At 65.9% G+C, this 25,836-nt stretch carries 24 protein-coding genes; 8 read left to right on the plus strand and 16 right to left on the minus strand.

Annotation, left to right across the window (positions count from 1 at the left end; translation table 11 throughout):
* Positions 1 to 9: 9 nt before the first annotated feature.
* Entirely contained in the window at positions 10 to 411 is a 402-nt protein-coding gene (locus WG208_RS02170; RefSeq protein ID WP_345786954.1) for a KGG domain-containing protein, read from the minus strand.
* 254 nt (positions 412 to 665) lie between these two features.
* Here WG208_RS02170 and rnz point away from each other — a divergent pair, with 254 nt between their 5' ends.
* Positions 666 to 1,607, plus strand: a complete 942-nt coding sequence (gene rnz, locus WG208_RS02175) for a ribonuclease Z (protein ID WP_337169672.1) — start codon at positions 666 to 668, stop codon at positions 1,605 to 1,607.
* A gap of 150 nt (positions 1,608 to 1,757) precedes the next feature.
* Entirely contained in the window at positions 1,758 to 3,554 is a 1,797-nt protein-coding gene (locus tag WG208_RS02180) for a carbohydrate-binding domain-containing protein (protein ID WP_337169673.1), read from the plus strand.
* Between the two features lie 141 nt (positions 3,555 to 3,695).
* Here WG208_RS02180 and WG208_RS02185 read toward each other — a convergent pair whose 3' ends face one another.
* Genes WG208_RS02185 through WG208_RS02205 form a run of 5 tightly spaced genes read right to left on the minus strand, consistent with a single transcriptional unit; the run spans position 3,696 to position 9,078 of the window.
* Entirely contained in the window at positions 3,696 to 4,967 is a 1,272-nt protein-coding gene (locus WG208_RS02185; protein WP_337169674.1) for an MFS transporter, read from the minus strand.
* A gap of 10 nt (positions 4,968 to 4,977) precedes the next feature.
* Entirely contained in the window at positions 4,978 to 5,487 is a 510-nt protein-coding gene (locus WG208_RS02190; RefSeq protein ID WP_337169675.1) for an acyl-CoA thioesterase, read from the minus strand.
* A 7-nt stretch (positions 5,488 to 5,494) separates the two neighbouring features.
* Complete coding sequence (locus tag WG208_RS02195) at positions 5,495 to 6,793, minus strand: hypothetical protein (RefSeq protein ID WP_337169676.1); 1,299 nt, start codon at positions 6,791 to 6,793, stop codon at positions 5,495 to 5,497.
* Between the two features lie 48 nt (positions 6,794 to 6,841).
* Positions 6,842 to 8,113, minus strand: a complete 1,272-nt coding sequence (locus WG208_RS02200; protein ID WP_337169677.1) for a cysteine desulfurase-like protein — start codon at positions 8,111 to 8,113, stop codon at positions 6,842 to 6,844.
* Positions 8,114 to 8,148: 35 nt separating this feature from the next.
* Positions 8,149 to 9,078: an NAD(P)-dependent oxidoreductase gene (locus WG208_RS02205; protein ID WP_337169678.1), complete on the minus strand. Its 930-nt coding sequence runs from the start codon at positions 9,076 to 9,078 to the stop codon at positions 8,149 to 8,151.
* A gap of 88 nt (positions 9,079 to 9,166) precedes the next feature.
* Between WG208_RS02205 and WG208_RS02210 the strand changes: the two genes are divergently transcribed.
* The 5 genes from WG208_RS02210 to WG208_RS02230 all read left to right on the plus strand — a co-directional run bounded on the left by WG208_RS02210 (position 9,167) and on the right by WG208_RS02230 (position 14,215).
* The gene (locus WG208_RS02210) at positions 9,167 to 9,406 is read left to right on the plus strand and encodes a hypothetical protein (protein ID WP_337169679.1); all 240 of its coding nucleotides are present in this window, start codon (positions 9,167 to 9,169) and stop codon (positions 9,404 to 9,406) included.
* 91 nt (positions 9,407 to 9,497) lie between these two features.
* Complete coding sequence (mgtE, locus tag WG208_RS02215; protein ID WP_337169680.1) at positions 9,498 to 10,910, plus strand: magnesium transporter; 1,413 nt, start codon at positions 9,498 to 9,500, stop codon at positions 10,908 to 10,910.
* Entirely contained in the window at positions 10,910 to 11,842 is a 933-nt protein-coding gene (locus WG208_RS02220; RefSeq protein WP_337169681.1) for a DMT family transporter, read from the plus strand. The genes mgtE and WG208_RS02220 overlap by 1 nt, the downstream gene beginning before the upstream one ends.
* A gap of 30 nt (positions 11,843 to 11,872) precedes the next feature.
* Complete coding sequence (locus WG208_RS02225; protein WP_337169682.1) at positions 11,873 to 12,889, plus strand: NAD-dependent epimerase; 1,017 nt, start codon at positions 11,873 to 11,875, stop codon at positions 12,887 to 12,889.
* 21 nt (positions 12,890 to 12,910) lie between these two features.
* A complete protein-coding gene (locus tag WG208_RS02230) occupies positions 12,911 to 14,215 on the plus strand; it encodes a UDP-glucose/GDP-mannose dehydrogenase family protein (protein ID WP_337169683.1) in 1,305 nt (434 codons plus the stop codon).
* A 73-nt stretch (positions 14,216 to 14,288) separates the two neighbouring features.
* On the opposite strand, the gene WG208_RS02235 is transcribed toward WG208_RS02230, so the two are convergent.
* Both WG208_RS02235 and glgB read right to left on the minus strand, forming a co-directional pair.
* Positions 14,289 to 15,014: an SURF1 family protein gene (locus WG208_RS02235; RefSeq protein ID WP_337169684.1), complete on the minus strand. Its 726-nt coding sequence runs from the start codon at positions 15,012 to 15,014 to the stop codon at positions 14,289 to 14,291.
* Positions 15,011 to 17,593, minus strand: coding sequence for a 1,4-alpha-glucan branching protein GlgB (gene glgB / locus WG208_RS02240; protein ID WP_337169685.1), 2,583 nt, complete (start codon positions 17,591 to 17,593; stop codon positions 15,011 to 15,013). Before glgB ends, WG208_RS02235 begins: the two co-directional genes overlap by 4 nt.
* Positions 17,594 to 17,809: 216 nt before the next feature.
* Between glgB and WG208_RS02245 the strand changes: the two genes are divergently transcribed.
* Positions 17,810 to 18,328, plus strand: a complete 519-nt coding sequence (locus WG208_RS02245) for a hypothetical protein (RefSeq protein WP_337169686.1) — start codon at positions 17,810 to 17,812, stop codon at positions 18,326 to 18,328.
* 28 nt (positions 18,329 to 18,356) lie between these two features.
* Here the strand turns inward: WG208_RS02245 and WG208_RS02250 are convergent, their stop codons facing one another.
* The 8 genes from WG208_RS02250 to WG208_RS02285 all read right to left on the minus strand — a co-directional run bounded on the left by WG208_RS02250 (position 18,357) and on the right by WG208_RS02285 (position 25,744).
* On the minus strand, positions 18,357 to 19,121 hold the full coding sequence (locus WG208_RS02250; protein ID WP_337169687.1) for a metal-dependent transcriptional regulator: 765 nt from the start codon (positions 19,119 to 19,121) through the stop codon (positions 18,357 to 18,359).
* 57 nt (positions 19,122 to 19,178) lie between these two features.
* Positions 19,179 to 19,619, minus strand: a complete 441-nt coding sequence (locus tag WG208_RS02255) for a universal stress protein (RefSeq protein WP_337169688.1) — start codon at positions 19,617 to 19,619, stop codon at positions 19,179 to 19,181.
* Entirely contained in the window at positions 19,619 to 21,013 is a 1,395-nt protein-coding gene (locus WG208_RS02260; protein WP_337169689.1) for an Nramp family divalent metal transporter, read from the minus strand. The genes WG208_RS02255 and WG208_RS02260 overlap by 1 nt, the downstream gene beginning before the upstream one ends.
* Positions 21,014 to 21,062: 49 nt before the next feature.
* The gene (locus WG208_RS02265) at positions 21,063 to 22,820 is read right to left on the minus strand and encodes a gamma-glutamyltransferase (protein ID WP_337169690.1); all 1,758 of its coding nucleotides are present in this window, start codon (positions 22,818 to 22,820) and stop codon (positions 21,063 to 21,065) included.
* A 12-nt stretch (positions 22,821 to 22,832) separates the two neighbouring features.
* Positions 22,833 to 23,411 (minus strand): CoA pyrophosphatase, encoded by a 579-nt coding sequence (locus WG208_RS02270; protein WP_337169691.1) that lies wholly within the window; start codon positions 23,409 to 23,411, stop codon positions 22,833 to 22,835.
* Positions 23,412 to 23,524: 113 nt separating this feature from the next.
* Positions 23,525 to 23,881 (minus strand): rhodanese-like domain-containing protein, encoded by a 357-nt coding sequence (locus WG208_RS02275; protein ID WP_337169692.1) that lies wholly within the window; start codon positions 23,879 to 23,881, stop codon positions 23,525 to 23,527.
* Between the two features lie 27 nt (positions 23,882 to 23,908).
* A complete protein-coding gene (locus WG208_RS02280; RefSeq protein WP_337169693.1) occupies positions 23,909 to 24,844 on the minus strand; it encodes an LD-carboxypeptidase in 936 nt (311 codons plus the stop codon).
* A 54-nt stretch (positions 24,845 to 24,898) separates the two neighbouring features.
* Positions 24,899 to 25,744, minus strand: coding sequence for a D-amino acid aminotransferase (locus tag WG208_RS02285; protein ID WP_337169694.1), 846 nt, complete (start codon positions 25,742 to 25,744; stop codon positions 24,899 to 24,901).
* Positions 25,745 to 25,836: the final 92 nt, after the last annotated feature.

A 25,836-nucleotide genomic window follows, 5' to 3' on the forward strand; every position in this document is an offset into this window, starting at 1 on the left:
CGCAACACCTCAGCGCAACGACGTTTCGTCGCTCCGCATCGGCATCGTCCTCGGACGATCCATCGGTATCAGGCGTGGGCGATCCGTTTCCCGCACACCATCGCGCATTCCTTCACGCGCGACATGCATGGGCACTTCCCGCTCCGACATACGGGGATCGTAGACACGACCGACACGCGCCTGGCGGGCAGCCGCGCTGCGCGACTCCCCGCCCTCGCGGCCGATTGCGGCCATGTGCGCGCGATCGCGACTCACCGCGACCCCGCCTTTGCGCCCCGCTTCACGTGCTTCGTCTGACGACCACTCGTGTGCGGTGCCTTTTTCATGCGCAGCACGCCCGCCCTTGCTGGCGATCTCGCGCTGACGCGCTGGATCCATCGAGGCAAAACCACGTCGGCTCTTTCCGGTCATACGCCCCCCGGCCGTCCGGAAGTCCCTGTTGAAGGCGATGAGCGGCTGGTGATCGAACCCGACACCGGATCCATTACAGCAGCAGCCCACCGCGGCGAACCGTCTTCCATGCACTGCAAGCCCCGGGCCGTACATGTGCTCGGCTGGAACCGACGTCACAGATCACCCTCTCGGTGCTGAGACGTCGGCTATCACAGCAGCGGCATCCCCGGGCCGGTCCCCGTCCTTCGATCGGAGCGGTCTATATTCGGACCATGCCGCTTCTCGTCCGTTTTCTTGGCACCGCCGCCTCCCGCCCCACCGTCGAACGTGGGGTCAGCGCCATTTCTATCACCCGCGAGGGGGAAACGCTGCTGTTCGACTGCGGTGAAGGCACGCAACGTCAGATGATGCGCTATGGCGTCTCGTTCGCCCTGGCCGAGGTCTTCTTCACGCACGTCCATTCGGACCACCTGCTGGGGATAACCGGACTCATCCGTACGATGGCACTTCAGGGGCGGACTGAGCCGTTGCGACTGTGGACACCGCGTAGCACGGGCAAAACGTTGCGTCAGTGCATCAACATTGGTGGCGAACGTACCACGTTTCCTGTAGACATCACCGAGCTGGAAGCCGGTGCCAGCCTCAAGCGTGGTGACTATCGGATCGACACCTTTGCCGTCGATCACCGCGGCACGGCGGCGCTTGGCTACGCCCTGGTCGAGGAGGAGCGGCGCGGACGGTTCAACCCCGATCTGGCGCGGGAGCTGGGCATTCCGGAGGGCCCGCTGTGGGGACGCATCCACCGGGGCGAGTCCATCACGCTCGAGGATGGCCGGGTCATCGAACCCCAGGTGCTGGTTGGTGAGCGTCGGCGTGGTCGGCGTATCGTCATCACCGGCGACACCCGCCCCTGCGACAGCACCATCGCCGCGGCGCAGGACGCCGATCTGCTCATTCACGAAGCCACGTTTGCCGACGAGGAGAGCGCCCGCGCGCTCGAGACCGGGCATTCCACGGCCAGGGAAGCCGCGCAGGTCGCACTGCAGGCCTCCGCCCGACGTCTCGTGCTCACGCACATCTCCGCGCGGTATTCCCGCGATACGCGCGATCTCGAACAGGAAGCGCGCTCCGTGTTCGCCAACACCATGATCGCGCGTGACGGGACCGAAATCGAACTCGCGCTCACCGAAGAACTGGCCGAGGTCGTGCCGTAGGGGCGTCCGTTACTCACGTGTTGCGCAGGCACATGCACTCACCCGCATCTGCATGAGCACCTGCGTCAAGCATCTGCGCAACACACGGAGCCCCATATGCCACTGTCTTTCTTCGAGAATCCGAGCCCGACGCGCGGTCGATTGTCTGTCATGGCAATCGCTGCAGCGTTGCTGCTCGGCGCCTGCAGTACCAACAGCGACAGCGCCACCGCTCCCACGGGCGGAGGGGACACCTCATCGACCGGCGGGACGGGCAGCGGATCCACGTCGACGTTTTCCGTGGCCTCGCTGTCCTGCAGTGAAGACGCGAAACTCACCAATGCCTACACGGTGGCGTCGGCGATGTCGACGAACACGGCCGATCATGAAGTCACCGCCGACTACACCATCGATGGGGTCACGGCGACGACGATCGTGCTGAGCGGCACGGGCGCGACCATCACCGGATCCGGGGCATCGGTCAGTGGCGGCACGGTGACCATCAATGCCGCGGGTACCTATCGACTCAGTGGCACCATGACCGACGGGCAGGTGTTCGTGAGCACGTCCGATACCGGCCTCGTTCGTCTCGTGCTCGATGGGGCCTCCATCACCCGCACGACCGATGTTCCGCTGTTCATCTCCAAGGCCAAACGCGCGGCGATCGTACTGGCCAGCGGTTCGACGAACACGCTGCAGGACGGCACGTCGTATCCGTCGGGCGCCGAACAGAATGCGCCGCTCTACAGCAAAGTCGACCTGTCCATCGGTGGTGAAGGTGCACTCACCATCACCGGAAAGGTGAAGCACGGGATTCATTCCAAGGACGGTCTCGTGATCCGTTCGGGGCGTATCACCGTGAATGCGAAGGAAGACGGCATCCGCGGCAAGGACTACCTCGTGGTGCGGGGCGGCACGCTCGACGTCACGGCCGGTGGTGATGCGCTCAAGTCCACGGAAGACGGCGATGCCGCCCTCGGGTATGTGTTGCTGGCCGGTGGCACGTTCACACTGACTGCGGGCAATGATGCGGTGCAGGCGGAAACGGATTTGCTGATGACGGGTGGCACCCTCAAGGCCGTCACCCACGGCGGCAGCGCGGTGACCATTCCCGACACCCTCTCCGCCAAGGGACTCAAGGCCGGCGTGATACTGGTGGCCGATGGCGGCACCGTGACGCTCGATACCGCCGACGATGGCCTGCACTCCAATGCCAACCTCGTGGTGAACGGCGGCGCGTTCAGCATCAGCACCGGAGACGATGGTGTGCATGCGGATTCGGCGGTCACCATCAACGGCGGCACGATCGACGTGACGAAGAGTTACGAAGGCATCGAAGCCGGCACGGCCGACATGACCTTCAACGGCGGGCGGGTGCGCGTGGTGTCGAGCGATGACGGCATCAACCTGGCAGGCAATGGCGACACCGCACCCGGGCGTCCGACCGGGAACTACACGATCCGCATCACCGGTGGACGTATCACCAGTATTGCGGGCGGCGATGGTTTCGACTCCAACGCCAACGTTGCCATGAGTGGCGGTTGCCTGGTGGTGGCCGGCCCGACGGCCAACAACAACGCGCCGATCGACTACGACGGCACGTTCACCATGACCGGCGGCTTCCTGGTGGCGACCGGCAGTTCCGGAATGGCCCAGGCCCCGGGCACGACCTCGACGCAGCGCTCGGTGCAGTTCACGTTCAGCAGTGCGCGCAGTGCCGGCAGCATCGTGCACCTGCAGTCGAGCGGCGATCAGGCCATTCTCGACATCGCACCGATCAAGGCGTATCAGTCGCTGGTGATCTCTTCGCCGCTGCTCACGGCAGGCAACGGATACCGCCTCTACACGGGCGGCAGCGAATCGGGCACCGCAGTGGACGGGCTGTACACGGATGGCAAGTACACTCCCGGTACTCTCGCCCAGACCTTCAACGTGACCGCGACGACCAATCGCGTCAACGTGCAGTGACTCACGGATGACGCGGGAAAGGCCCGCTCACGACACACGCACGGCACACGCACAACTCGGTCCCGATTGACACCTGACCCACCCGTCGCGCGCTGGAGATTCTTCGATGAATCGGATGAATCACCGGTGTGCGACGGACGATCAGTGTGTCAGTTGTTTCAGTCGGCGCAATGTGGGAACACGCCAGGCCACCGTGGCTACGACGGCCAGGGTGGCCATCCCGCCGACCACGACGGCGGTGACCGCGCCCCACCACCGGGCCGTCACGCCCGATTCGAATGCGCCGATCTCGTTGGATGATCCGATGAAGATCTGATTGACGGCGGACACCCGCCCCAGCAGGGCTTCCGGCGTGCGCATCTGCAGCATGAGACTGCGGATCACCACACTCACCACGTCGAAGGCTCCGCCCACGGCCAGCGCGGCCAGTGACAGCGGCAGAGAACGACTGAGGCCGAATACGATGGTGCAGATGCCAAATCCGGACACGGCGATCAACAGATTGCGTCCCGTGTGTGCGAAAGGCGGCCACCTCGTGAGGACGATGCTGGTGAGCACGGCGCCCACGGCGGGCGCGGCCCGCAACATACCCAGCGCAGACGGTCCGGCACGCAGGATCTCCGCCGCGAACACCGGCAGCAGCGCCACGGCGCCGCCAAACAGCACCGAGAACAGATCGAGCGTCAGGGCGCTGAGCAGCAGCGGTTCGCTCCACATGAAACGCAGGCCGCTCAGAATGGCCACATGCACCGGTTCCGTGGACACCTCACGGATGGGTGAACGATGCCGGACCGTGGCCAGGACGCCCACCGCGAACACCATGAGCGCGGCGTCGACCGAATAGCCGAGCACCGTGCCTCCGATGGCGTACAACACGCCGCCGAGCGCCGGTCCAAGCACGGCCGCGAGCTGGAAGGTGCCGCTGCGCCAGGTCACCGCATTGGAATAGAGCGTGCGCGGCACCAACTCCGCGCTGAGTGCCTGCCGTGCGGGCTGCAGAAAGGCCCGCGCCACACCACTGACGATGATCACGCCGTAGATGGCATGTACACGCGCGGCGGAGGTGAGAGCGTGCAGCAGGTACGGCGATGGATGCGCCAGCCACCACAGTCCCAGCGAACACCCCACCAGCACCATGAGTGCGGCGATCGCGATGCGGCGTCGATCGTGCAGATCCACCACATGACCGGCAAACAACGCCAGACTGATGGCGGGCAGCGCCTCGGCCAGTCCGATGAATCCCAGGGCGAGCGGATCCCGTGTGAGATCGTAGACCTGCCATCCCACCACCGTGCCCTGGATCTGTACACCGAGCGTCAGTGTGAACAGGGCCAGGATGTACCATCGGAAATTCGGCACCCGCAGCGCGGCGAATGTATCGTGTGCCGCGGGCGCATCGGACGCAGATGTCATGGATGTCGCATCAACGCTGGTGTACCCTTTCGTCGGACGCGGCTTCCGCCTGCCGCTCCTCGAGCCGACGCTGGCGGCGCGCCTGCGCGGCTTCGTAGCGACGCTCCTGCTCCTCGTTCTCCGGTTGCACCAGCGCCACCGGTACCGGACGTCCATTGCGATCGATGGCCACGAACGTGAGATAGCACGTGTTGGTATGGCGCCGTGTGCCACCGATGAGATCCTCGGCTTCCACACGCACTCCCACTTCCATGGACGTGGTGCCCACGAAATTCACCGACGCCTTGCAGGTCACGAGATCACCCACGTGAATGGGCTCCCGGAAATCGACCCGATCGATCGATGCCGTCACGCACGCCGTGCGGGCATGCCGGAACGCCGCCACGGCCGCCGCCTTGTCGACCATGGCCATGATCGCACCGCCGAACGCGTGACCAAGGATATTGGCATCGTGCGGCATGATGAGCTCACTCGTTTCATGCTGGGATGCGGAGACGGGACGCACGGCGCGTTCGGTCATGAGGCACTCATGGTGCAGGACGGAAGGAGGTCGGACGGGACGTGGCATTGTTCACCCGACGCCACATCGACGAGGGAAGTGCCGTGCGACGGGGCACCCGGCGATACTGCGCCCGCTGCACCATGCCATCGAGTGCGGTGGACACATCGAACGCCCGCGCCAGAGCCGCGCGTGACGCGCTGTCGAGGGGCGGGGATTCGAGTGCGATGAGCTGATAGGCCGGGGCTCCCACGGTCGCCACCGGCCATTCATGACGCCCCTGCGCTCCACCGCCGGCGTTCAGGACGAGCGCCAACGCATCGCCGTCCGCCGAGGGGCGTGCGGTCACCTGATAGCTGCCACGCTCCCAGCGCACGACGGACGAATCCGCGCTCCATTCGGGGAGTGCGGGTCTGACGGCCTTCCACCAGACCGGTTCGCTCACGGCGATCGGCGGGAGATGCAATGCCAGCGCCTCGCCATCCACGCCATTGCCCGGAACCATGAAGGCCACGGCCGGCGCGCGCGCCACATCGGTCACACCGAACGACGTGGAATCGAAGACAAAACTCTCCAGCGTCTCCAGGGCCACCGCCGCACGATCGTCCCCTCCCGCGCCGGCGATACGAATGGAATCGAGCAATTGCCGGAGTGAGGTGCGGGCCTGTCCCACCACCCGCGTGGCTTCCGCGCCGCCGAGCAGTTCGCCCAAACCCATGAGACGCCCGGTGCGCACATCCACAACGTAGCGGCGACCGGTGTGCCGATGCGATGGCCCTCCGTCGATATCGACATTCAGCAGATGTTCGAACGTGAGGTAGGGACCATGCACATCGAGAATCTCGATGTCGTCCTGCACCACGGTGCGCGGATCGTCGATCACTTCCTCATCGGCGGGATCGATCTCCATTTCCCGCGGATGATGGCGTCGCCAGGAGGCGAGTTCGCGCAGCACGGTACTGTCGGCGAAGAGCAGTGTGCTGTCCTGCCCCTGCAGCGAACGTGCCCAGAGCCGTGCCGTGGCGAACGACGCGTCGGGGTATTCGGCGCCATCGTCGCCGATGAAAATCTCGAACAGCCGCCCGTCGACCTGTGTGAGCAGAATGGGCGCACTGCGCACGCGCATGCCTTCGCCGCCGCTACGCACCCAGTAGGTGGAGTCGCCGGCGGCGAACAGGAATTCGGCGGCGGGCAGCGCCTGCCGGGTGGTTCGCGATTCCTCGCAGGCGGCGAGCGGCACCGTCAGTCCCAATGCCATGCCGGTGATGCCGAGCCGCAGCCGTCGCCGTATCGAGCGTTGCAACGATCGCGGCATCGAGCGTTGCATGGATTGCGGTGTCGATCGGAGTGTCGATCGCCAGACGAACCGGCGCATTCAGACCGCCCCGTGCGACAACGCCCGCACGCCGTCGACGAGCCGTTCGATCTCGTCGAGGGTCGTGTAACATGCACACCCCGCCCGCACGAAGCCTTCGTCGGCGAAACCCAGCTTGCGCGCCACCGTGGTCGCGTAAAAATCGCCGTGGGAGACGTACACGCCGCGGGGTGCGAGCGCACGCGCCACCTCTTCGCTGGTGTGCCCGCGTACACGGAACGACAACGTGGCGGTTCGTGGCGTGCCCGGCGGTGGACCGTACAGGGTCACGCCATCGATGCGCGCGAGATGCTCCCAGAGATACGCGAAGAGCACATCCCCCCGATTCTGCAACGTGGTCATCACCTGCGCGAGACGGGCGCGTCGCGAGAATCCCACGACATCGCCCTCGGCGAGCGATGCCAGAAACTCGACGGCCGCCGCGGCCCCCACGATGCCTTCGTGATTCTGGGTGCCAGTCTCGAGGCATTCCGGCACCCAATCCGGCGCCGGCTCGAGACGCGGCAGATCGAGCGCCGCCGTGGCTTCGCGGCGGCCATACACCACGCCCACATGCGGACCGTAAAATTTGTACGCGCTGCACAACAGGAAATCGGGGCCCAGGGATTCCGCGTCGACCAGGTGATGCGGGGCATAGTGCACCGCATCGACCACGGTGAGCGCACCGGCGTCGCGGGCGCGGGCCACCATGCCGCTCACATCACTCACCGTACCGAGGATATTCGAAGCCGCGCCGACGGCCACCACCTTCGTCCGCGCGGAAAGCAGCCGCTCGAAGGCTCCTTCCTCATGACGGAACGTGGCGGGATCGAGGGGCAACCAACGCAGCACCACGCCGCGCTCCCGTGCCAGTGCCTGCCATGGTGCGACGTTGGCATGGTGATCGAGTTCGGTCACGATGATCTCGTCCCCTTCCCGCAATCCGCGTCCGATGGCGCGGGCGACGTGGAAGAGCAACGTGGTCATGTTGGCGCCGAAGGCGATCTCTCTGGAAGTCGCCCCCAGAAAATCCGCCAGAATCGCCCGCGACCGCAGCAGCAGATCATCGGTCTCCGCGCTGGTGGGATAGGCCCAGTGCGTGTTGGCGTTGTGATGCAGCAGATACTCACCCATGGCGTCGACGACACGCTGCGGCACCTGGGTACCTCCGGGGCCATCGAAGTACGCCACCGTCTGATCACCTTCGCGGCGACGCAAGGCGGGAAACCGGGCGCGGATTTCCTCGACGGGGGCGATCCGGGACGACTGTGCCGGCGTGTCGGTGCCGGTCATATCGATCTCGCGGCCGACTCTGCTGCCAACTCCGCTCATGTCGACTCCGCCGCATCACGTTTACCGCCGATCGTTCCACCGCCGAGGCGCTCCACCACCTGCACCGACTCCACGTGATCCGCGTCTTCACCCAGTTCGCGATGCGCCTGCCGGAACAGCTCCGCCGTGAGCTGCAGCAAAGGCGACACGATCTGCTGTTCGCGCGCGAGATCGGCGGCGATGCCGACGTCCTTGTCGAGCAGCGCCAGACGGAACGTACGCGGAAAGGCGCGCGTGAGCACCCGCTCGGGAAACAGATTCATGCTGGCGTTGGACCGGCCGCTCGAGGTGTTGATCACATCGAGGGCCACGTCGGAACGCACACCCGCTTTCTCGAGTGCGACCAGCCCTTCGGCCGTTCCCCAGATGTGCATGGCCAGCAGGGCGTTGTTCACGGCCTTGAGCGCGTCGCCGGCCCCGATGCCACCGCAATGAACGATACGCTTGCCGAAACATTCGAGCACCGGCCGCACCCGTTCGAGCAGGGTCTCGTCGCCTCCCACCATGATCGTGAGCGCCCCCTGCTCGGCGCCGCTCACGCCCCCCGATACCGGCGCGTCGAGAAAACCGATACCACGCGCCGCCAGACGTTCGGCGATGCGCCGCGACGTCACCGGATCACCCGATGTGCAGTCCACCAGCACCGCACCCGATGGCAGCGTGGCCAGGAGGCCGTCAGGACCGTCCAGCAGCCCTTCCACATCGCGGGAAACCGGCAGGCACGTCACGATGATGTCACGGTCGCGCCCCGCCTCTGCGGGAGTGGCCGCCAACCGCACGCCCTGTGCAGCCCCATGCTGGGCCACGAAGGCCGTGGCACGGGCCGTCGTGCGGTTCCAGACCACGAGATCGTACTCCGGGCGGGCGAGGTGCCGGGCCATGGGCGTTCCGATGGCTCCCAATCCGAGAAAGGCGACACGAGGCATACAGCAGGCGGCAACGGGACAAAAACAGGAGGCGAATCCACGATTCGCGGGAGTTGAGCGACCTCTCGACGTCGTCGAGATTGTAAAGATGCCACGCTACCGTGCCTACGTGGAGATCGACGGCCTCCTCTCCGTCCATGCCGTGCGGGCGGTGTGGACGGCACTGACCGGTGTCCCCGGGATCCTCTCCGCCGAGGTGTCGATGACTGGCGCGGTGCTCGACACCGAGACACCGGTCGACCGGGAGGCTCTGGCCACGGCGCTCACACTGGCCGGTGTGACCCTGCGTTCGGTGCGCGAGGAGCGGGGCTCGCTACCCATCGTCTGACGGCAGGCCGGCCGCTCTCTGGAAATACCGGGCTATGGCCCTCCCGCCCGGCCTTGTCTAACTTGCGCGCCAGACCGCCGCCCCTTCGCCGATGACGCCACGCGCCAACAAGGACCGGCCGCTTGCCGCGCTGATCGTACCGGACCTGCTCGAGCTTCTCGAAGAGCACCCGGCAAGCATCGGCCCGCAAACGGAGGAAATGCACCCGGCCGACCTCGCCGACGTGGCAGAGGCGCTGCCGGAGGAACAGGTGCGTGCGTTCCTCGCCGCGCTCCCGAGGGAGCGTGCGGCCGAGGTGATGGAGTATCTCGACGAAGATCTCCGCACGCAGGTGCTCGAGGAGCTGCCGGCCCAGCAGGCCGCCGAGATCGTCGCCGAGATGGATCCCGACGAGCGCGCCGATGCGCTCGAGGAACTCGACGACGAGACCATCGACGAGATCCTGCAGGAACTCGAGCCCGCGGAGAAGGCCGAGACCGAACGCCTGCTGCAGTACGACCCATACACCGCCGGCGGCCTCATGACCACCGAGTTCGTCTCGGTGCAGGAGACGTTGACGGTGGAAGAGTCGTTGCGCGCCGTCCGGACCATGGCCCGGGCGGGGCGTCGTGAAGCGATGTACACGATCTACACCACCGATACGGGCGGACGGCTGCGCGGCGTGCTGTCGCTGCGGGAATTGCTGGCCGCCCCCGAAGGGTCACGCATCAGCGAGCATGCCTGGACCGACGTGGTGAGCGTGTCGCCGGACACGCCGCAGGAAGAGGTGTCGCAACTCACGTCCAACTACGACCTCGTGGCGCTGCCCGTCGTCGATCAGGACCGGCGCCTGCTGGGTGTGGTCACGGTCGACGACGTCATCGACGTCATCCAGGAAGAACAGACCGAGGACGCGCAGAAGTTCGGCGGTATGCAGGCGCTCGAAGAGCCCTACATGCAGGTGAGCCTGTGGCAGAACGTCCGCAAACGGGCCGGCTGGCTGTCGGTGCTCGCCGTCAGCGAGATGTTCACCGCATCGGCGATGGCGCACTATCAGACGGACATCGACCGGGCGACGATGCTCGCGCAGTTCGTGCCGCTCATCATCAGCTCCGGCGGCAACTCCGGCTCGCAGGCAACGTCCCTCATCATCCGTGCCATGGCACTCGGCGAAGTGCGCCTCGGCGACTGGTGGCGCATCGTATTGCGCGAACTGCCCGCGGGGCTGGCGCTGGGCGTGATTCTGGGCCTGCTCGCGGTGGCACGCATTCTCACCTGGCAGGAGCTCGGGCTCTACGACTACGGCGTACACCACCTCCTGATCGCGCTCACGGTGGGGGTTTCGCTGGTGGGCATCGTGACGTTCGGCTCGCTGACGGGCTCGATGTTGCCCTTCGTGCTCCGTCGACTCGGCTTCGATCCGGCGAGTGCCTCCGCGCCGTTCGTCGCGACACTGGTGGACGTGGCCGGCATCAGCATCTACTTCAGCGTCGCCTACATGATGCTCAGCGGCACGCTGTTGTGATGTCGGACGGGCACCACCGCACCGCGCTCCGCGGGACGGTGGCCGTGGTGGTGAGCGCCTGCTGTTTCGGTTCCATCTCGCCGTTGACCGTCATTGCCACCAATCACGGCATGGCGCTCGAGAGCATCCAATCGTGGCGATATCTGACCACGGCGGCGCTGTTGGTCGTGTTCGGTCTCTGGAAACAACGGTCGGGGACGCCCTCGGCGAATGCGGGCGCCCCACAAAAAGCGCCCTGGTTCAGTCCCCGCATGCTGATGCTGGCCGGCGTGGGTCAGGCAACCGTTGCCACTCTGGCACTGGCGGCCCTGCGCTGGCTGCCGGCAGCGACGGCGTCGTTTCTTTTCTACACTTACCCCGCATGGGTCGCGCTCATCGCCGCGGTGCGCGGCACCGAGCCGCTCGACCGCAACCGGGTGGGGGCGCTCCTGCTGTCGTTCGTGGGATTGGGCGCCATGGTGGGCGCGCCGGATGCGGCGTCCCTCGCTCCCCTGGGTGTCCTGGTGATTCTCGCGGCCGCCATCGTGTATGCGCTCTACATTCCGCTGCTGGGACGCCTGCAGGTCGATCGTGATCCGCTGGACGTTGCACGGGCCATCGCGGTGGGTGGCTCGGTGTGTTTCGTCACCTGGGGACTCGTGAGTGGCGCTCTGCTGGAGCCTTCCGCGCCCATCGCTCTCCTCGCCAGTCTGATCCAGGGCGTGATCTCAGCGGGAGCGTTTCTGGGGTTTCTGGTGGGCCTCCGGCTCCTGGGTTCGGTCCGAACGGCCATCACATCGACGGTGGAGCCCTTCTGGACCACGTTACTTGGTGTGCTGCTGCTCGGTCAGGGAATCGGGGCTGGCACCATCATCGGTGGTATCGCCATCATGAGTGCCGTCCTGCTGCTGCAGCGTCGGCCCGTGCCCCGCGCGGCACTCTCCGAACGTTGATCGATCGCCTTTTTCCCGGATACTGATTTCATGGCCAGGATTCTCGTGACCGGCGCCGCCGGCTTCATCGGATACCATACCAGCGAACGCCTGCTGGCGCGTGGTGACGAAGTCGTTGGACTGGACAACGTCAACGACTACTACGACCCCACGCTGAAGGAAGCCCGCCTCGCCCGTCTCGCGCGGCACCCGGGGTTCCGCATGATGCGCCTTGAACTGGGCGACCGCGATGGCGTCGAGCGAGTCTTCCGCGAGGAGCGGTTCGACCGGGTGATTCACCTGGCCGCGCAGGCTGGCGTGCGCTACTCCCTCACCAACCCGCACGCGTACATCGACAGCAACTTGGTCGGCTTTCTGCACATTCTCGAAGGCTGCCGGCACCATGGGGTGCAGCACCTCACGTATGCCTCGTCGTCGAGCGTGTACGGTGCCAATACGGCGATGCCGTTCTCGGTGCATCAGAACGTCGACCATCCCGTGTCCCTCTACGCCGCGACGAAGAAGGCCAACGAACTGATGGCGCACACCTACAGCCATCTGTACGGCCTGCCCACCACGGGCCTGCGATTCTTCACGGTGTACGGACCATGGGGACGCCCCGACATGGCGCTCTTCCTGTTCACGAAAGCCATTCTGGAAGGCCAACCCATCGACGTGTTCAACCACGGGAAGATGCAGCGGGACTTCACGTACGTGGACGACATCGTCGAGGGCGTGATCCGCACCAGCGACCATATCGCCGCCCCGAACCCCGACTGGGATTCCGACCACCCCGATCCCGCCACCAGCAAAGCGCCGTACCGAATTTACAATATCGGTAACAACAACCCGGTCGAATTGATGCATCTCATTGCCACGTTGGAGCAGGCGCTGGGGCGAACGGCGGAGAAGCGCATGCTGCCGATTCAACCAGGTGACGTGCCTGCGACCTATGCCGATGTGGATGCACTCGTGCAGGACGTGGGTTTCGCGCCCCGCACCTCCATCGAGACCGGTGTAGCGAACTTCGTGGCCTGGTACCGCGACTACTACCGCGTCGGAGCCTGAGATGACACGCGGGGTGGTGGCATGCGGATCGCCATGGTCGGCAGTGGATATGTAGGACTCGTTTCCGGGGCCTGTTTCGCGGAATTCGGACCCAATGTGGTGTGTGTGGATGTGTCGGAGTCGCGTATCGAGCGACTCCGACGTGGCGAGATTCCCATTTACGAACCGGGACTCGACGAACTGGTGGAGAAGGGGCTGCGATCCGGCCGCCTGACGTTCACCACCGATCTGGCATCGGCCGTCTCATCGGCCGACGCCGTCTTCATTGCCGTGGGCACACCGTCGCGCCGCGGCGATGGCCATGCGGATCTGCGATACGTGGAAGCCGCCGCCGCCGATATCGCGCGACACCTCACGGGCTACACGGTCGTGGTCACCAAGAGCACGGTGCCCGTGGGGACGGGGCGCCGGGTGGCGGAGATCATCAAGAGCACGAACCCCGATGCCGATTTCGACGTGGTGTCGAACCCGGAGTTTCTTCGTGAGGGGTCGGCCATCGGCGATTTCATGCGACCCGACCGGGTGGTGATCGGCGCCGAGTCGGCACGGGCGGAAGAGGTCATGCGTGCGGTGTATCGCCCGCTCTATCTGCTGGAAACGCCGATGGTGGTGACGACGCTGGAGACCGCCGAACTCACCAAGTACGCCGCCAATGCATTCCTCGCCACCAAGATCACGTTCATCAACGAGATGGCCGATCTCTGCGAGAAGGTGGGCGCGAATGTGCAGGACGTGGCCCAGGCCATGGGGTTGGATGGACGCATCGGTCGCACATTCCTGCACGCCGGCCCGGGATTCGGCGGCTCCTGCTTTCCCAAGGACACCGTGGCGCTCGTGCGCACCGCGCAGGAATACGGGGCACCGGCGCGGCTGGTGGAAGCGGTCGTGCAGGTCAACGAGACCCGGAAAGGGGCCATGGCGTCACGGGTGATCCAGGCCTGCGGCGGCAGTGTGCGCGGCAAGACGATCGGGGTACTCGGCGTGGCGTTCAAACCCAACACCGACGACATGCGCGCCGCGCCCAGTCTGTCCATCATTCCGGCGCTGCAGGATGCCGGTGCGGCGGTGCGCGCCTACGATCCGGCGGCCATGAAGGAAGCGGCGGAGCTGATCGCCGATGTGACCTGGTGTGGACACGCGTACGACGTGGCCACCGGCTGTGACGCCCTCGTGTTGATCACCGAGTGGAACGAGTTCCGCGCGCTCGATCTCGAGCAGTTGGGCGGCATGATGCGCCAGCGGGTGCTGGTCGATCTGCGCAACGTCTATCGCCCCCACGAAGCGCGGGCGCATGGCTTCCTGTACCGGAGCATCGGGCGGAACTGATCCGGCCGGCGATGCGGCACGAAATGGCACAATGTGCGCGATGGAGTTCCCTACGCGCCGGCCTTCACTCCGGTCATGCCTTCGGTGGACGCTTGCTGCGCGCCACGGCCACGAAGCCCACCAGAAACACCGTCGCGAAGCCGAACCACTGGAACGCATACGAACGATGCGGCCCCTCCCCCAGGGAGGGGGGAGGAATGCGCGTCAGTTTCGCGACATCGGTGACGGTCGTATCGCCCAGCGCCAGCAGCAGGAACGGCGCGAGTGGCTGTCCCATGATGCGCGACAGCGAGTCGTGGTTGAGCACACGCACCGCGCGCGGGTTCGAAGGCAGTGTGACACGTTCGACGCGCGCGGGCGGATAGGAAAGCACCAGGGCGTCGAGCGTCAGCGTATCGCCTTCCCGCACCTTGTCGTGATCGATCGTCCGCGCATCGGGTGAGTAGATATAGCCCCGCACCAGCACGATGGCCGTGTCGGCCCATCCACCATCCAGCGCGATGATTGGCGTCAGCAGATGCACGCCCGGCGCACCGGCCTGTGAACGTGTCGCATGCACGGCCTCGTGCGCATAGTCGGCCAGCGCATGCACGCGGACACGCCGCCAATGCGTGACAGTGGTGTCCTGCCCCTGCAACGAAGCGAGATCGAGCGGTGGCATCGCTCCGCGTTCGCTCACGACGGCATTCTGCGCCTGCCGTTCACCGAGTCGATGCAACTGCCAGATCCCGAGGCGCACACAGACGAACACGGCGATCGCCGTCAGCAGGCCGAAGCCCAGCAGCTTGCCGCGACTCATTCCGGTTGATCCTTTCGGGGTGACTTCCCGCGGGTGCGCGGCCTGGTCTTCGGCCGGCTCTCCGGTTGTGCCGCGTGGGTGGTTTCAGGTTGCGGTTCCGGGCCGGCTTTCGACTTCGCCTGTGGCGTGCCCTGTGGCGCGGCCTGTGGCGCGGCCTCCGGCCTGGCTTTCGACTTGGCTGCCTTCTTCGTCTTGGCCGAGGGCGCCGCCTTTGCGGGTGCCTTCTTCTTTGTCGCCGAAGCAGGCGCCGCATCACCGACGGTCTTGCTCCCACGCGCACGCGTCTTTCGTGCAGGCGCCGGCGTTTCCACGTCAACCACGATCATCGTCTCGTCCGGCACCACCAGCAGTGGCGCGGGCGCCGTCGTTGCGGCATCGGGTTCCAGCACCAGCATGGCCAGCGGCGGCAGCGACAGCACGATGGATTGTTCGAACCCGTGATAGGCTGTGGGCTCCGTGGCCACCTCTTCGAACACCGAATACCCGCTGCCGCCAAAAGCCGCGGCGTCGGAATTGAGCAGCAGGCGATACCGGCCGGATTGCGGGACCCCCAGGCGATAAGCGTCACGCGGCACGGGCGTCAGATTCAGCACGACCAGGGCATGCGACGGGGTGGAGCTCTGCCCGTCGACCCGTGCGTACGACAACACGGACTGCTCGCGATCCGCGACATCGATCCAGCGGAAACCCGACGGATCGTAGTCGGCGCGCCAGAAGCACGGACGTGTGCGATAGATCCCACCGAGCGCCGTCATGAAATCGACCAGTCCACGTCGGCGGGGATCCTCGAGCAGATGCCAGTCGAGGCTCGCATCATGATTCCACTCGCGATGGGGCGCGATTTCGGTACCCATGAAGAAGAGCGACTTGCCGGGCCGCGTGACCGAGTAGCCGATCAGTGTCCGCAGGTTGGCGAACTTCTGCCACAGATCGCCCGGCATCTTCTCGAGCAAGGAACGCTTGAGATGCACCACCTCGTCGTGCGACAGCGGATTCATGAATCGTTCGCTGTATTCGTACCACATGGCGAACGTCAGCTTGTCGTGCGCGCCCTTGCGGAAGAACGGATCGATTCCGAAGTAGTCGAGCGTGTCGTGCATCCAGCCCATGTTCCACTTCAGCGTGAAACCGAGCCCGCCTTCCCGGATCGGCGCGGTGACTTTGGGCCACGACGTGCTTTCCTCGGCGATCGTCACCACACCGGGATGCAACGACTGGACGGCGTGATTGAGCTGCTTGAGAAACGCGATCGCGTCGAGGTTCTCCCGCCCGCCGAACCGGTTGCGCAACCACTGTCCCGCTTCGCGGCTGTAGTCGAGATACAGCATGGATGCGACGGCATCCACACGCAGACCGTCGATGTGGAACTCCTCGATCCAGTACAGCGCGTTGGCCAGGAGGAAGTTGCGCACCTCGTGACGCGCGTAGTTGAAGATGTGCGTCCCCCATTCGGGGTGATCACCGAGACGGGGATCTTCGTGTTCGTAACACGCGGTGCCGTCGAACCGACGCAACGCCCAGTCGTCTTTCGGAAAATGCGCCGGCACCCAGTCCAGCAGCACACCGATCCCCGCCTCGTGCAGCGTGTCCACGAGATAGCGGAAGTCGTCGGGCGATCCATGACGTGAGGTGGGCGCAAAATACCCACCCACCTGGTATCCCCACGACCCCCCGAACGGATGCTCCTGAACCGGCAGCAGTTCGACGTGGGTGAATCCCAACGTCGAGACATGAGCGGCCAGGCGCGGCGCGATTTCACGATAGGAGAGCAGACGATCGTCCTCTCCACGTATCCACGATCCGAGGTGCACTTCGTACACGAGCATGGGCTCGCGCCGCACATCCGATTCGGCACGCTGCGCAAGCCATCGGCCATCGCGCCACGGATAGCGGCTCCGGGCCTGCACGATGGATGCATGTCCCGGTCCCTGTTCGAGCTTTGCGGCGAAGGGATCCGTCTTGACGCGCAGCGATCCCGTGCGTGTGCGGATTTCGTACTTGTAGAGTGCGCCCGCTTCCACACCGGGGATGAACAGCTCGAACACACCGCTCGATCCGAGGCGGCGCATCGTGTGCGCGCGACAATCCCATCGGTTGAAATCGCCGGACACACCGACGCGCGTGGCGTTGGGGGCCCACACCGCGAATGCCGTGCCTTCCACACCGTCGATCGTCCGCGGATGGGCGCCCATCTTCTCCCAGAGACGCAGATGGCGTCCCTCGTTGAAGAGATGCAGATCCACGTCTCCGATGGTCGGCAGAAAGCGATACGGATCGTCGACGAGCCGCACCTGCGCCTCGTCGTCCGTCACTTCGAACCGATAGCGCAGCGGGAGACGGCGATCCGGGAGAAACACCGAGAAGATTCCCGAAGCTTCCCGTTCCATGGTCGTGCGATGATCGCCGATCAGGACATCGATGCTGCGGGCCCGGGGCATCCAGGCCCGGATCACGACGCCCTCGACCCCGTCGACGACCAGAGCGTGAGCGCCGAGGAGGTCGTGCGGCGCGACCGATTCCCCTCGAACCAGGCGGATCGCGTCGTCGGCGGAAACCGGAGGCGGTGTGTGCGCAGACATGTGTGAAGTATAGAGCGAAACGCGGAGGTCGGAGAGCCGATGGCAACGAGCCCCTGAACCGCCGACGGGAGCATGGCCAACGCCATTGGTCACGCCGGGGTGCCAGTGGACCCTGCCACGAATCTCCCCCGGGTCAGATTCCGTCTAAGGGGATACAGGCGGAACGACGGCCTGTTTCTTCCATCCTGATATTCGAGTTACTCGAGGAGCTGTCCCATGCTGGCAATCGTCCTCACTGCATTCGCGGCGTTCCAGGTCGCGACTCCGGTCCCGGCCCGAATCGTTGCGGCGACCGCGCCCGCCACCACGCCGCCACCGGTCTCCACCGTCGCGCCTCCGCACGACACCCCATCTGACGAGTATGTCGCGCGGGCGCGACGTGCGCTTGGCGAGGGAAATCTGGAACTGGCCCGACGGGATTTTGTCATCGCCGCCGCGCTCGATCGTGATGCGGGTCTTCTGCCCGTGGCCGCGTCCTTCGGTCTGTCGCGTGTGCTCTTCTCGCAGGACAACAGCCGCGATGCCGCACAGGTGATGAACGCTCTCGCGCGCGACGCCGCGGAACGCGGTGACGACAACACGGAAGCCTGCGCACTCCTCGACGCCCTCTGGCTCAACCGGGATGCCAAGCAGTGGGCCAGGGCCGAGCGTGATGCCGCCCGTCTGCTGGAGCTGCGCAAGCGGAACACGCTCACCGCCGAGACCCGCAAGCTGATCGCGGACCGGACCTCCTGATCCAAGGGCCCACCGCGGTTTCCTGACGCTATTTCCTGCGCGCGCGTGGTTGCGATCGTGTCGACGAAGGCGGCTGCGCGCGCGAGGGATCGGGGACGATGTTCCGGTCGGGCACGGGTTCCACGAGAATCTGCGCCGCCAGACCGGGGCCGACGGATTGTTCCGCCGCACCGATCCGCAGGGTCAGCGGTCCATCGAACGGCGCCCGCGCCGCCAGCGTGACGTGCGCGCCGGGTTGCAAAGCAATCTCGGCCAGGTAGCGCAACAGCGAAGGGTTCTTGTCGCTCACCCGCACCATGCACGCCGACTCGCCCACCTCGAGATCGGCCAGCGTGCGATGCGACCGTTCGTCCACGACGCCATCGGCGGTGGGAATGGGTGCCCCATGGGGATCGGCCACCGGATGCCCCAGGGCTGCCGCCATGCGCTCGATGAGATCGTCGGACGCCGCATGTTCGAGACGCTCGGCCTCATCGTGAACCTTGTCCCACGCGTACCCCAGCACGCGCGTGAGATAGGTCTCGAGAATGCGATGCCGCCGGATGGTGCGGAGCGCCGTGCGACGTCCGAGCTCGGTGAGCTGCACGCCCCGATACGGCTCGTGATCGACGAATCCCTGCGTGGCCAACCGCCGGATCATCCCGGTCACCGACGCCGGTGCCACATTGAGCGCCTGCGCGACATCGGACGTCGCGGCCGCCCCCATGCGGGTTTCCAGCTCGTAGATCGCCTTGAGATAGTCTTCGACCGGTTCGGTCAGTGACAGCGGGGCGGCGGTGGCGCGGGGTGGCATGCCAGCAATCTAGCGCGGCGCGGTGCGTCAAATGTACTTGGCGGTACCCAGCGGTACTCAGCGGGGACGTCCACCCGCGGGACCGCGCACCATGAGCACCGGCACCATCGTCCGGTGACGCACCGTATTGGCCGTGGTGCCATAAATCACGTCCTGCAGCCCACGATGTCCGTGCACCGCCATGGCGATCAGATCGCAATGTTCACGATCCGCCGCGGCGGCGATCTCCGAGGCCGGATCGCCGCCGGCCAGAATGGAATCGGTCTCGAACCCCTCGCCCCGCAGCCTGGCGCACCACCCTTCGATGTACTCCCGATCGACGCGCATCTCTTCCGATTCGCGCAGCTTGAGTGACCGCTGATGCCGGGCCGCCCACCCGTCGGCCACGTGAATCAGCAACAGCGACGACCGGCACAACGTCGCCAGCTGCCGCACGTGTGCGATGATCACGTCGTCGTACGACGAGTGCTCCAGCGGAACGAGAATGCGACGATACATCAGGCCATCCACTCCCTGACGGTCTGCAAGAGCAACCACACGTTGAGTACCGCAATGAGCGCGGCCACCGCGTACGCGGCCACACGCAGCGGCGTGGAATTCACGAAGGAGCCCATCTTCACCCGGTCGGAGGTGAAGCGCACCAGCGGGAACACCGCGAACGACAGCTGGAACGAGAGGATGACCTGGCTGAACACCAGCAACTTGGCCGTCCCGCTCTCGCCGTAAAATACCGCCACGATCGCCGCCGGCACGATCGCGATCGCGCGCGTGATCAACCGCCGCAGCCAGGGACGGATGCGCAGATCGAGAAACCCCTCCATCACGATCTGCCCCGCCAGGGTACCGGTCAGCGTCGAATTCTGACCCGACGCCAGCAGCGCGAGCGCGAACACCGCGCTCGCGCCCGTGACACCCAGCAGTGGAGAAAGCAGTTGATGGGCGTCCTGGATCTCCGCCACCTGCGTGTTGCCCGTGCGATGGAACGTCGCGGCGGCCACGATGAGAATCGCGGCGTTGATGAACAGCGCGAACGTGAGCGCGATGGTGGAGTCGGCAAAGGCGAAGCGTACCGCCTCCCGTTTACCTTCGGCATTCTCGGCGTACTTCCGCGTCTGCACGATGGACGAATGCAGATACAGATTGTGCGGCATCACCGTGGCTCCCAGAATGCCGATGGCGATGTAGAGCATTTCGGGATTGCGCACGATCTCCGTGGACGGCACGAAGCCGCGCGCCACGGCGCCGAGATCGGGGCGCGAGATGATCAGTTCGAACAGGAAACAGCCGCCCACCACCGCCACGAGCGCGATCACGAGCGCCTCGAGCATGCGGAACCCCTTGTTCTGCAGATACAGCACCAGCAGCACGTCGAGCGCGGTGAGTGCGATCCCCCACGCCAGCGGGATCCCGAAGAGCAGATTGAGCGCGATCGCCGATCCGATCACCTCGGCCAGATCACAGGCCGCAATGGCGATCTCGCACAACACCCACAGCACGAACGACACGCGCGGGCTGTAGTGATCGCGGCAGGCCTGGGCAAGATCCCGCCCCGTGACGATCCCGAGCTTCGAGGCGAGCCCCTGCAGCAGCACCGCCATGAGGTTCGACAGCAGGATGACGGACAGCAGCGCATACCCGAACCGCGAGCCACCGGCCAGATCCGTGGCCCAGTTGCCGGGATCCATGTAGCCCACCGCCACGAGGTATCCCGGCCCGGCAAAGGCCAGCAGCTTCCGGAACCACGAGGTTCCGTGCACTTCCACCGAGCGGTGCACCTCGGCGAGCGAGGGGGCGAGACGGGCTCGCCGCCACCCCGCCTCGCCGGTACCCTCCGCGAGCTCTTTGCCGTCCGTACCGGTTTCCGCCGGCAATTCCGCCTTCCGCATGGCCATACTGAAATTTTAGGCCACGCTAAAAATTTCTCAAGCCCGGACCGCCTTCTCAGTTTCCGGCGGCCACCCCGTCGCGGCGGGGATCCGCCACACCGATCCGCCGGCCATCGGGGGCCACGTACACCGCGTGCACCCCGCCGAAGCTGATGTCGGACACGCGGCTCAGCGGACGATAGCCGCGCTGCACCAATGCCTGGTACACGGACGGTGCGTAGCCGGCCTCCACTTCCACATCCTTCTGCGTCGCGGACGCATTGATGCGCGGTGCCGCGATGGCCACCCACGGATCTTCGCCGAAAGCCAGCATGCGCAACGTCACCTGCGCAATGGCCGGCTGGATGTACTGCGAACCGGCCGCGCCGATCACGAGCCGGATCCTGTCCCCGGCGAGCAAAATGGTCGGCGACATCGTCGAATTGGCGTAGCGGTGGGTGCCCCGCGTGCGCGCATCGAAGTTGCTGCCCGACGAATTGAGGAAGAATCCGCTGGTGTACACGCCGGATCCGAACAACACCCCCACCGTCGTCGTGGCCGATACGGCACTGCCATCGGCATCCACGACGGCCAGATGCGACGTGAAGCTCTGCATGTGGCGCTCGTCGTATTCCACGGCCGCGTTCATGTCCTCGCCCGGCGCGGTCGGGATGGCGCGTGACGTGGGATAGGGATCGAATCGGGTGCAGGCATCGGGCACGGGCTGGCCATCGAAGGCCATCGCGTCACCGGCCACCGACGTGTCAGGCAGCGCGCCTCCCACCAGGCCAGCCCGCTGCTTCGCAAAACCGGGAGCGGACACCCCACGTGCCGGCACCTGCATCACGAGGGGATCACCGCGCCACCGATTCGCATCGGCACCCGCGATGCGCAGGATATCGGCCATCTTCACCACCGACTCCGGCGTGTTCGTGAAGCTGCCGTTCATACCCGACGCCTCGGCCATCTGCAGCATCTCCAGCACGGCCGATCCGCCCATCGGCGGCGGCGCGCCGAGTACGGTGTACCCGTGCCAGGTCGTGCACAGCGGCCGGAGACTCGTCACCGGATAGCTGTTCAAGTCTTCCACGGTGATCAACCCGCCCTTCGATTTCACCTTGGCCGACAGACGCTCGGCAATGGCTCCACGATAGAACCCGTCCCGTCCTTCCTGCTGAATGCGTTCGAGCGTGGCCGCGAGTTCGGGTTGCACGAGCCGGTCACCGGGACGCAGCGCCTGACCACCGGGCATGAAGAGCGCCATCGCCGACGAATCGGCGGTGAGCTTCTGCCGCGACGACACGATCGTCCGCGCCAGCAGCGGTGAGACGATGAAACCATCGCGCGCGAGACGGATGGCGGGCGCCATGACCTGCGCGCGCGTCAGCTTTCCCCATTTGCCGTGAGCTTCGAGCAATCCCGCCACCATACCCGGCGTGGCGGCGGCGCGCCCCATCGCCCGCCCCTGTGAGGTGTCCGCGCGTCCCCACGCGGGATCGCCACCGGTGCGTGGATAGAACGACAGATGTTCGACGCGTTTCTGCTTCGCGTCATAGAACGTCATCGCTCCCCCGCCGCCCAGACCGGTCTGCGAGACATCGGTCACCGAGAGCGCGAACGCGGTGGCCACGAAGGCATCGATGGCGTTGCCACCCTGGCGGAGTACCTCGACCCCCGCGGCCGCGGCATCGGGGTGCGATGCGGCCACCATGCCGGCGCGTCCTTCGACACGTTTGCCGGCCATGGGGGCCACGGCACCTTCGCCCGTGGGCTTGGCGCAGGCGACCGTGAGTGCACCGGCCAGCAGTGCGACGGAGAGAGTACGGGAAGACATGACGATGCGCCCTCAGGGATCGAACACAGGATCGAACAGGGGAAGCAACTGACTGACGATGCGCTCGGTCAGCCCCCATACGATATAGCGATCGACGCGGAATCCGGGAAACCGGGCGCGGGCGCCATTGATGGTCATGACATGTTCGGCCTGCGTGTCCGGGTGCCGGAGCATGGACAGGGGCACCCAGTAGGTGGACGCCACCTCGACGTTGGGCACGAACGTGACATCCGGCGCGACCACGGCAATGAACGGGCGAATGACCACGGGGGGCAGCGACGGACTGCGCGGCGCCAGATCGTCCAGGCGTCCCACGATCAGCCCCTGCCGGAGATCCAGAGCCAGTTCCTCGAACGTCTCCCGGACCGCCGTCATCTCCAGCGAGGCGTCACCGGGCTCATGGCGTCCACCGGGAAAGGCCATATGGCCACTCCAGGGATCTCCGGCACGTTCGGCCCGCTTGATGAACAGGAGCTCCGGCTCCTCCTCCACCACCCGCAACACGGCCGTCACCGCGGCCAGACGTACCCCCGACAGATCGTCGGCGTCGACCGGGATCCGGGTCGCCAGGCGATGCGTCAGACGCGACACATCGGCCTGCCGGAGCGCGTGTCCGAGCTCCGGCCGGACCGGATGTGGAGGCGTCTCTCCGAACGGGGTCGCGAACGCCGCCGCCGCGGACGCCTCCGGGCGATCGTGCGGCCTCAGTCCGCCACCTCACCGCCCGACGCCACCCAATCGCGGAACCCACCTGCCATCGATGCGACGTTCGTGTAGCCCATCTCGCGGAGCGTCAGCGCGGCCAGCGCCGAACGATTGCCGCTGGCGCACATCAGCACGACCCGGGCGTCACGCGGCACTTTTGCTTCGATCTGATTCTCCAGGACACCCCGGCCGATGTACTGCGCCGGTTTGGCGTGACCCAGACTCCACTCGTTCTGTTCACGGATATCGATCAGGGCCAGCGATTCTCCACGCGCGAGCTGATCCTGCACCTCACGCGCCGTGACTTCACTGATCTGCGCCTTTGCTTCGGCGATGAGCTGTTGAGCGGTTTTCATCTGCGGGATCCGGTTGCCGGTGATTGATCATCCATCACGATGCACGTGCAGCGTTCGTCCATCCACATCGAGCGTCGCGAGTGCGCCAAGGGGCAGTGTCCATTGGTCGTCAATATGCCCCAGCGGGATGCCGAGCAGTATCGGAACCTGCAACGAGTCGGCAACGTCCTGGATGACGGTGGGCAGGGGGCGTGTCCCGTCCGACGTCGTGTCCAGGCAATTCGTGAACTGTCCGAACGCGAACCCCGCACACCCGTCGAACGCGCCGGCCAGCTGGAGCTGCGTGAGCATACGGTCGATGCGATACGTGGCTTCGTCGATGTCCTCCAGTACGACGATCGCCCCACGGAAGTCCATTGCCCATGGTGTACCACAGAGGGAGGCAACGAGTGCCAGATTGCCGCCGGCGAGGCGACCGGTGGCGAGCCCAGGCACGACCGCCACCGCGTCCCGCGCCTCGAAGATGATCGGCTGACGCGGCGGGATCATCACGGTTTCGAACCAGGCGCGTGTGAACGCCGTGAGAGGCGAGCGGGCCGTCGGTCCGTGGTAGCTCACGAGTCCGGCCTTCTGCCAGGCGGCGTGCAGGGCCGTGATGTCCGAATATCCGATCAACGCCTGCGGTGTGGAACGTAACGCCATCTGCGTCAGCGCCGGCATGATGCGTGGCAGCAGGCGCGCCGCGCCATATCCTCCCCGGAGGCACCAGATGGCGTCGACCGACTCGTCCAGCAATGCCGCCACCAGATCGTCGCCCCGCTGTGCATCGTCACCGGCGAAGTAACCGGTGCGCGACAGGGCATGCGCTCCCACGGAGACACGCCACCCCAGCCCCTCGGCCGTCGCCACGGCCCGCTCCACCTCGTGTGGCCCGGCGAGCGGTCCCGAGGGAGAAACGAGCGCCACATGCGCACCCGGTCCGAGCGGAGGCGGCTCCCGCAGCCCGCACGCGAATGCGGTCATACGAACACCGTCATACGAGCACCGTCACAGGGACATCGCCAGGGAGACGCCGGCTCAGGACGTGAGACGACAGGCACGGTCGAGATACGCCTCGCGCAGGCGCGAGGTCACCGCCCCCGGTGTGCCCCCGCCCACCACCGCGTCGTCGATGCGCGTGATCGGCAGGACGAAGCTCGTCGCGCTGGTGAGGAAACACTCGTCGGCCGAACGGGCTTCGTCCACCGTGAAGGCCCGCTGTTCGAGACGGATGCCCAGTTCTCCCGCCAGGAGGATGGCGACATCGCGTGTGATGCCCGCCAGAATGTCGCTGGACAGCGGACGCGTATGGAGCACCCCGTCCTTCACCATCCACAGGGTGCTCGAACCGCCTTCGGTCACCAGTCCGTCTTCGTGCATCATGGCCTCGTACGTGCCCGCCGCACGCGCGGCCTGCTTGGCCAGCACCTGCGCCAGCATCGACGTCGACTTGATGTCACACCGCAACCACCGCAGATCGGGCACGACATGCACCGCGATGCCGCCGGCATTGGGGTCGTCGCTCAGACGCTTCGGGCGCGCGTAGGCAAAGGCAGACGGCTTGACCGTGGCCGGAAAAGGAAAGTCGCGCTCCGCCTCCCCACGCGTCACCTGCAGATAGACCAGCCCTTCGTCGATGCCATTGGTCGTGGCGAGTTCCTGCATCACTTCCAGCCAGCGCTCGTTCGCCAACGGCGCCGGCATGCCGATCTCTCCCAGCGAGCGCGTCAGACGGGCCAGGTGCAGATCCGCATCGAGCAACCGTCCCTGGAACACCGCGGCCACCTCGTAGACCCCGTCACCGAAGAGAACGCCACGATCGAAGATGGAGAGCTTCGCTTCCGACTCGGGAACGAACTGACCGTTGATCCAGCAGGTGCGCATGGCGGGGACCGGAAAAATGATGGGGTCGTGGAATCGTGATATCTGATCGCGATCCCGGAAAGATACACAATGCGTTCCCATGATCATGGTCG

Origin of the sequence: Gemmatimonas aurantiaca (genome assembly GCF_037190085.1) — a bacterium.
In the GTDB taxonomy this organism is placed as follows: Bacteria; Gemmatimonadota; Gemmatimonadetes; order Gemmatimonadales; family Gemmatimonadaceae; genus Gemmatimonas; species Gemmatimonas aurantiaca_A.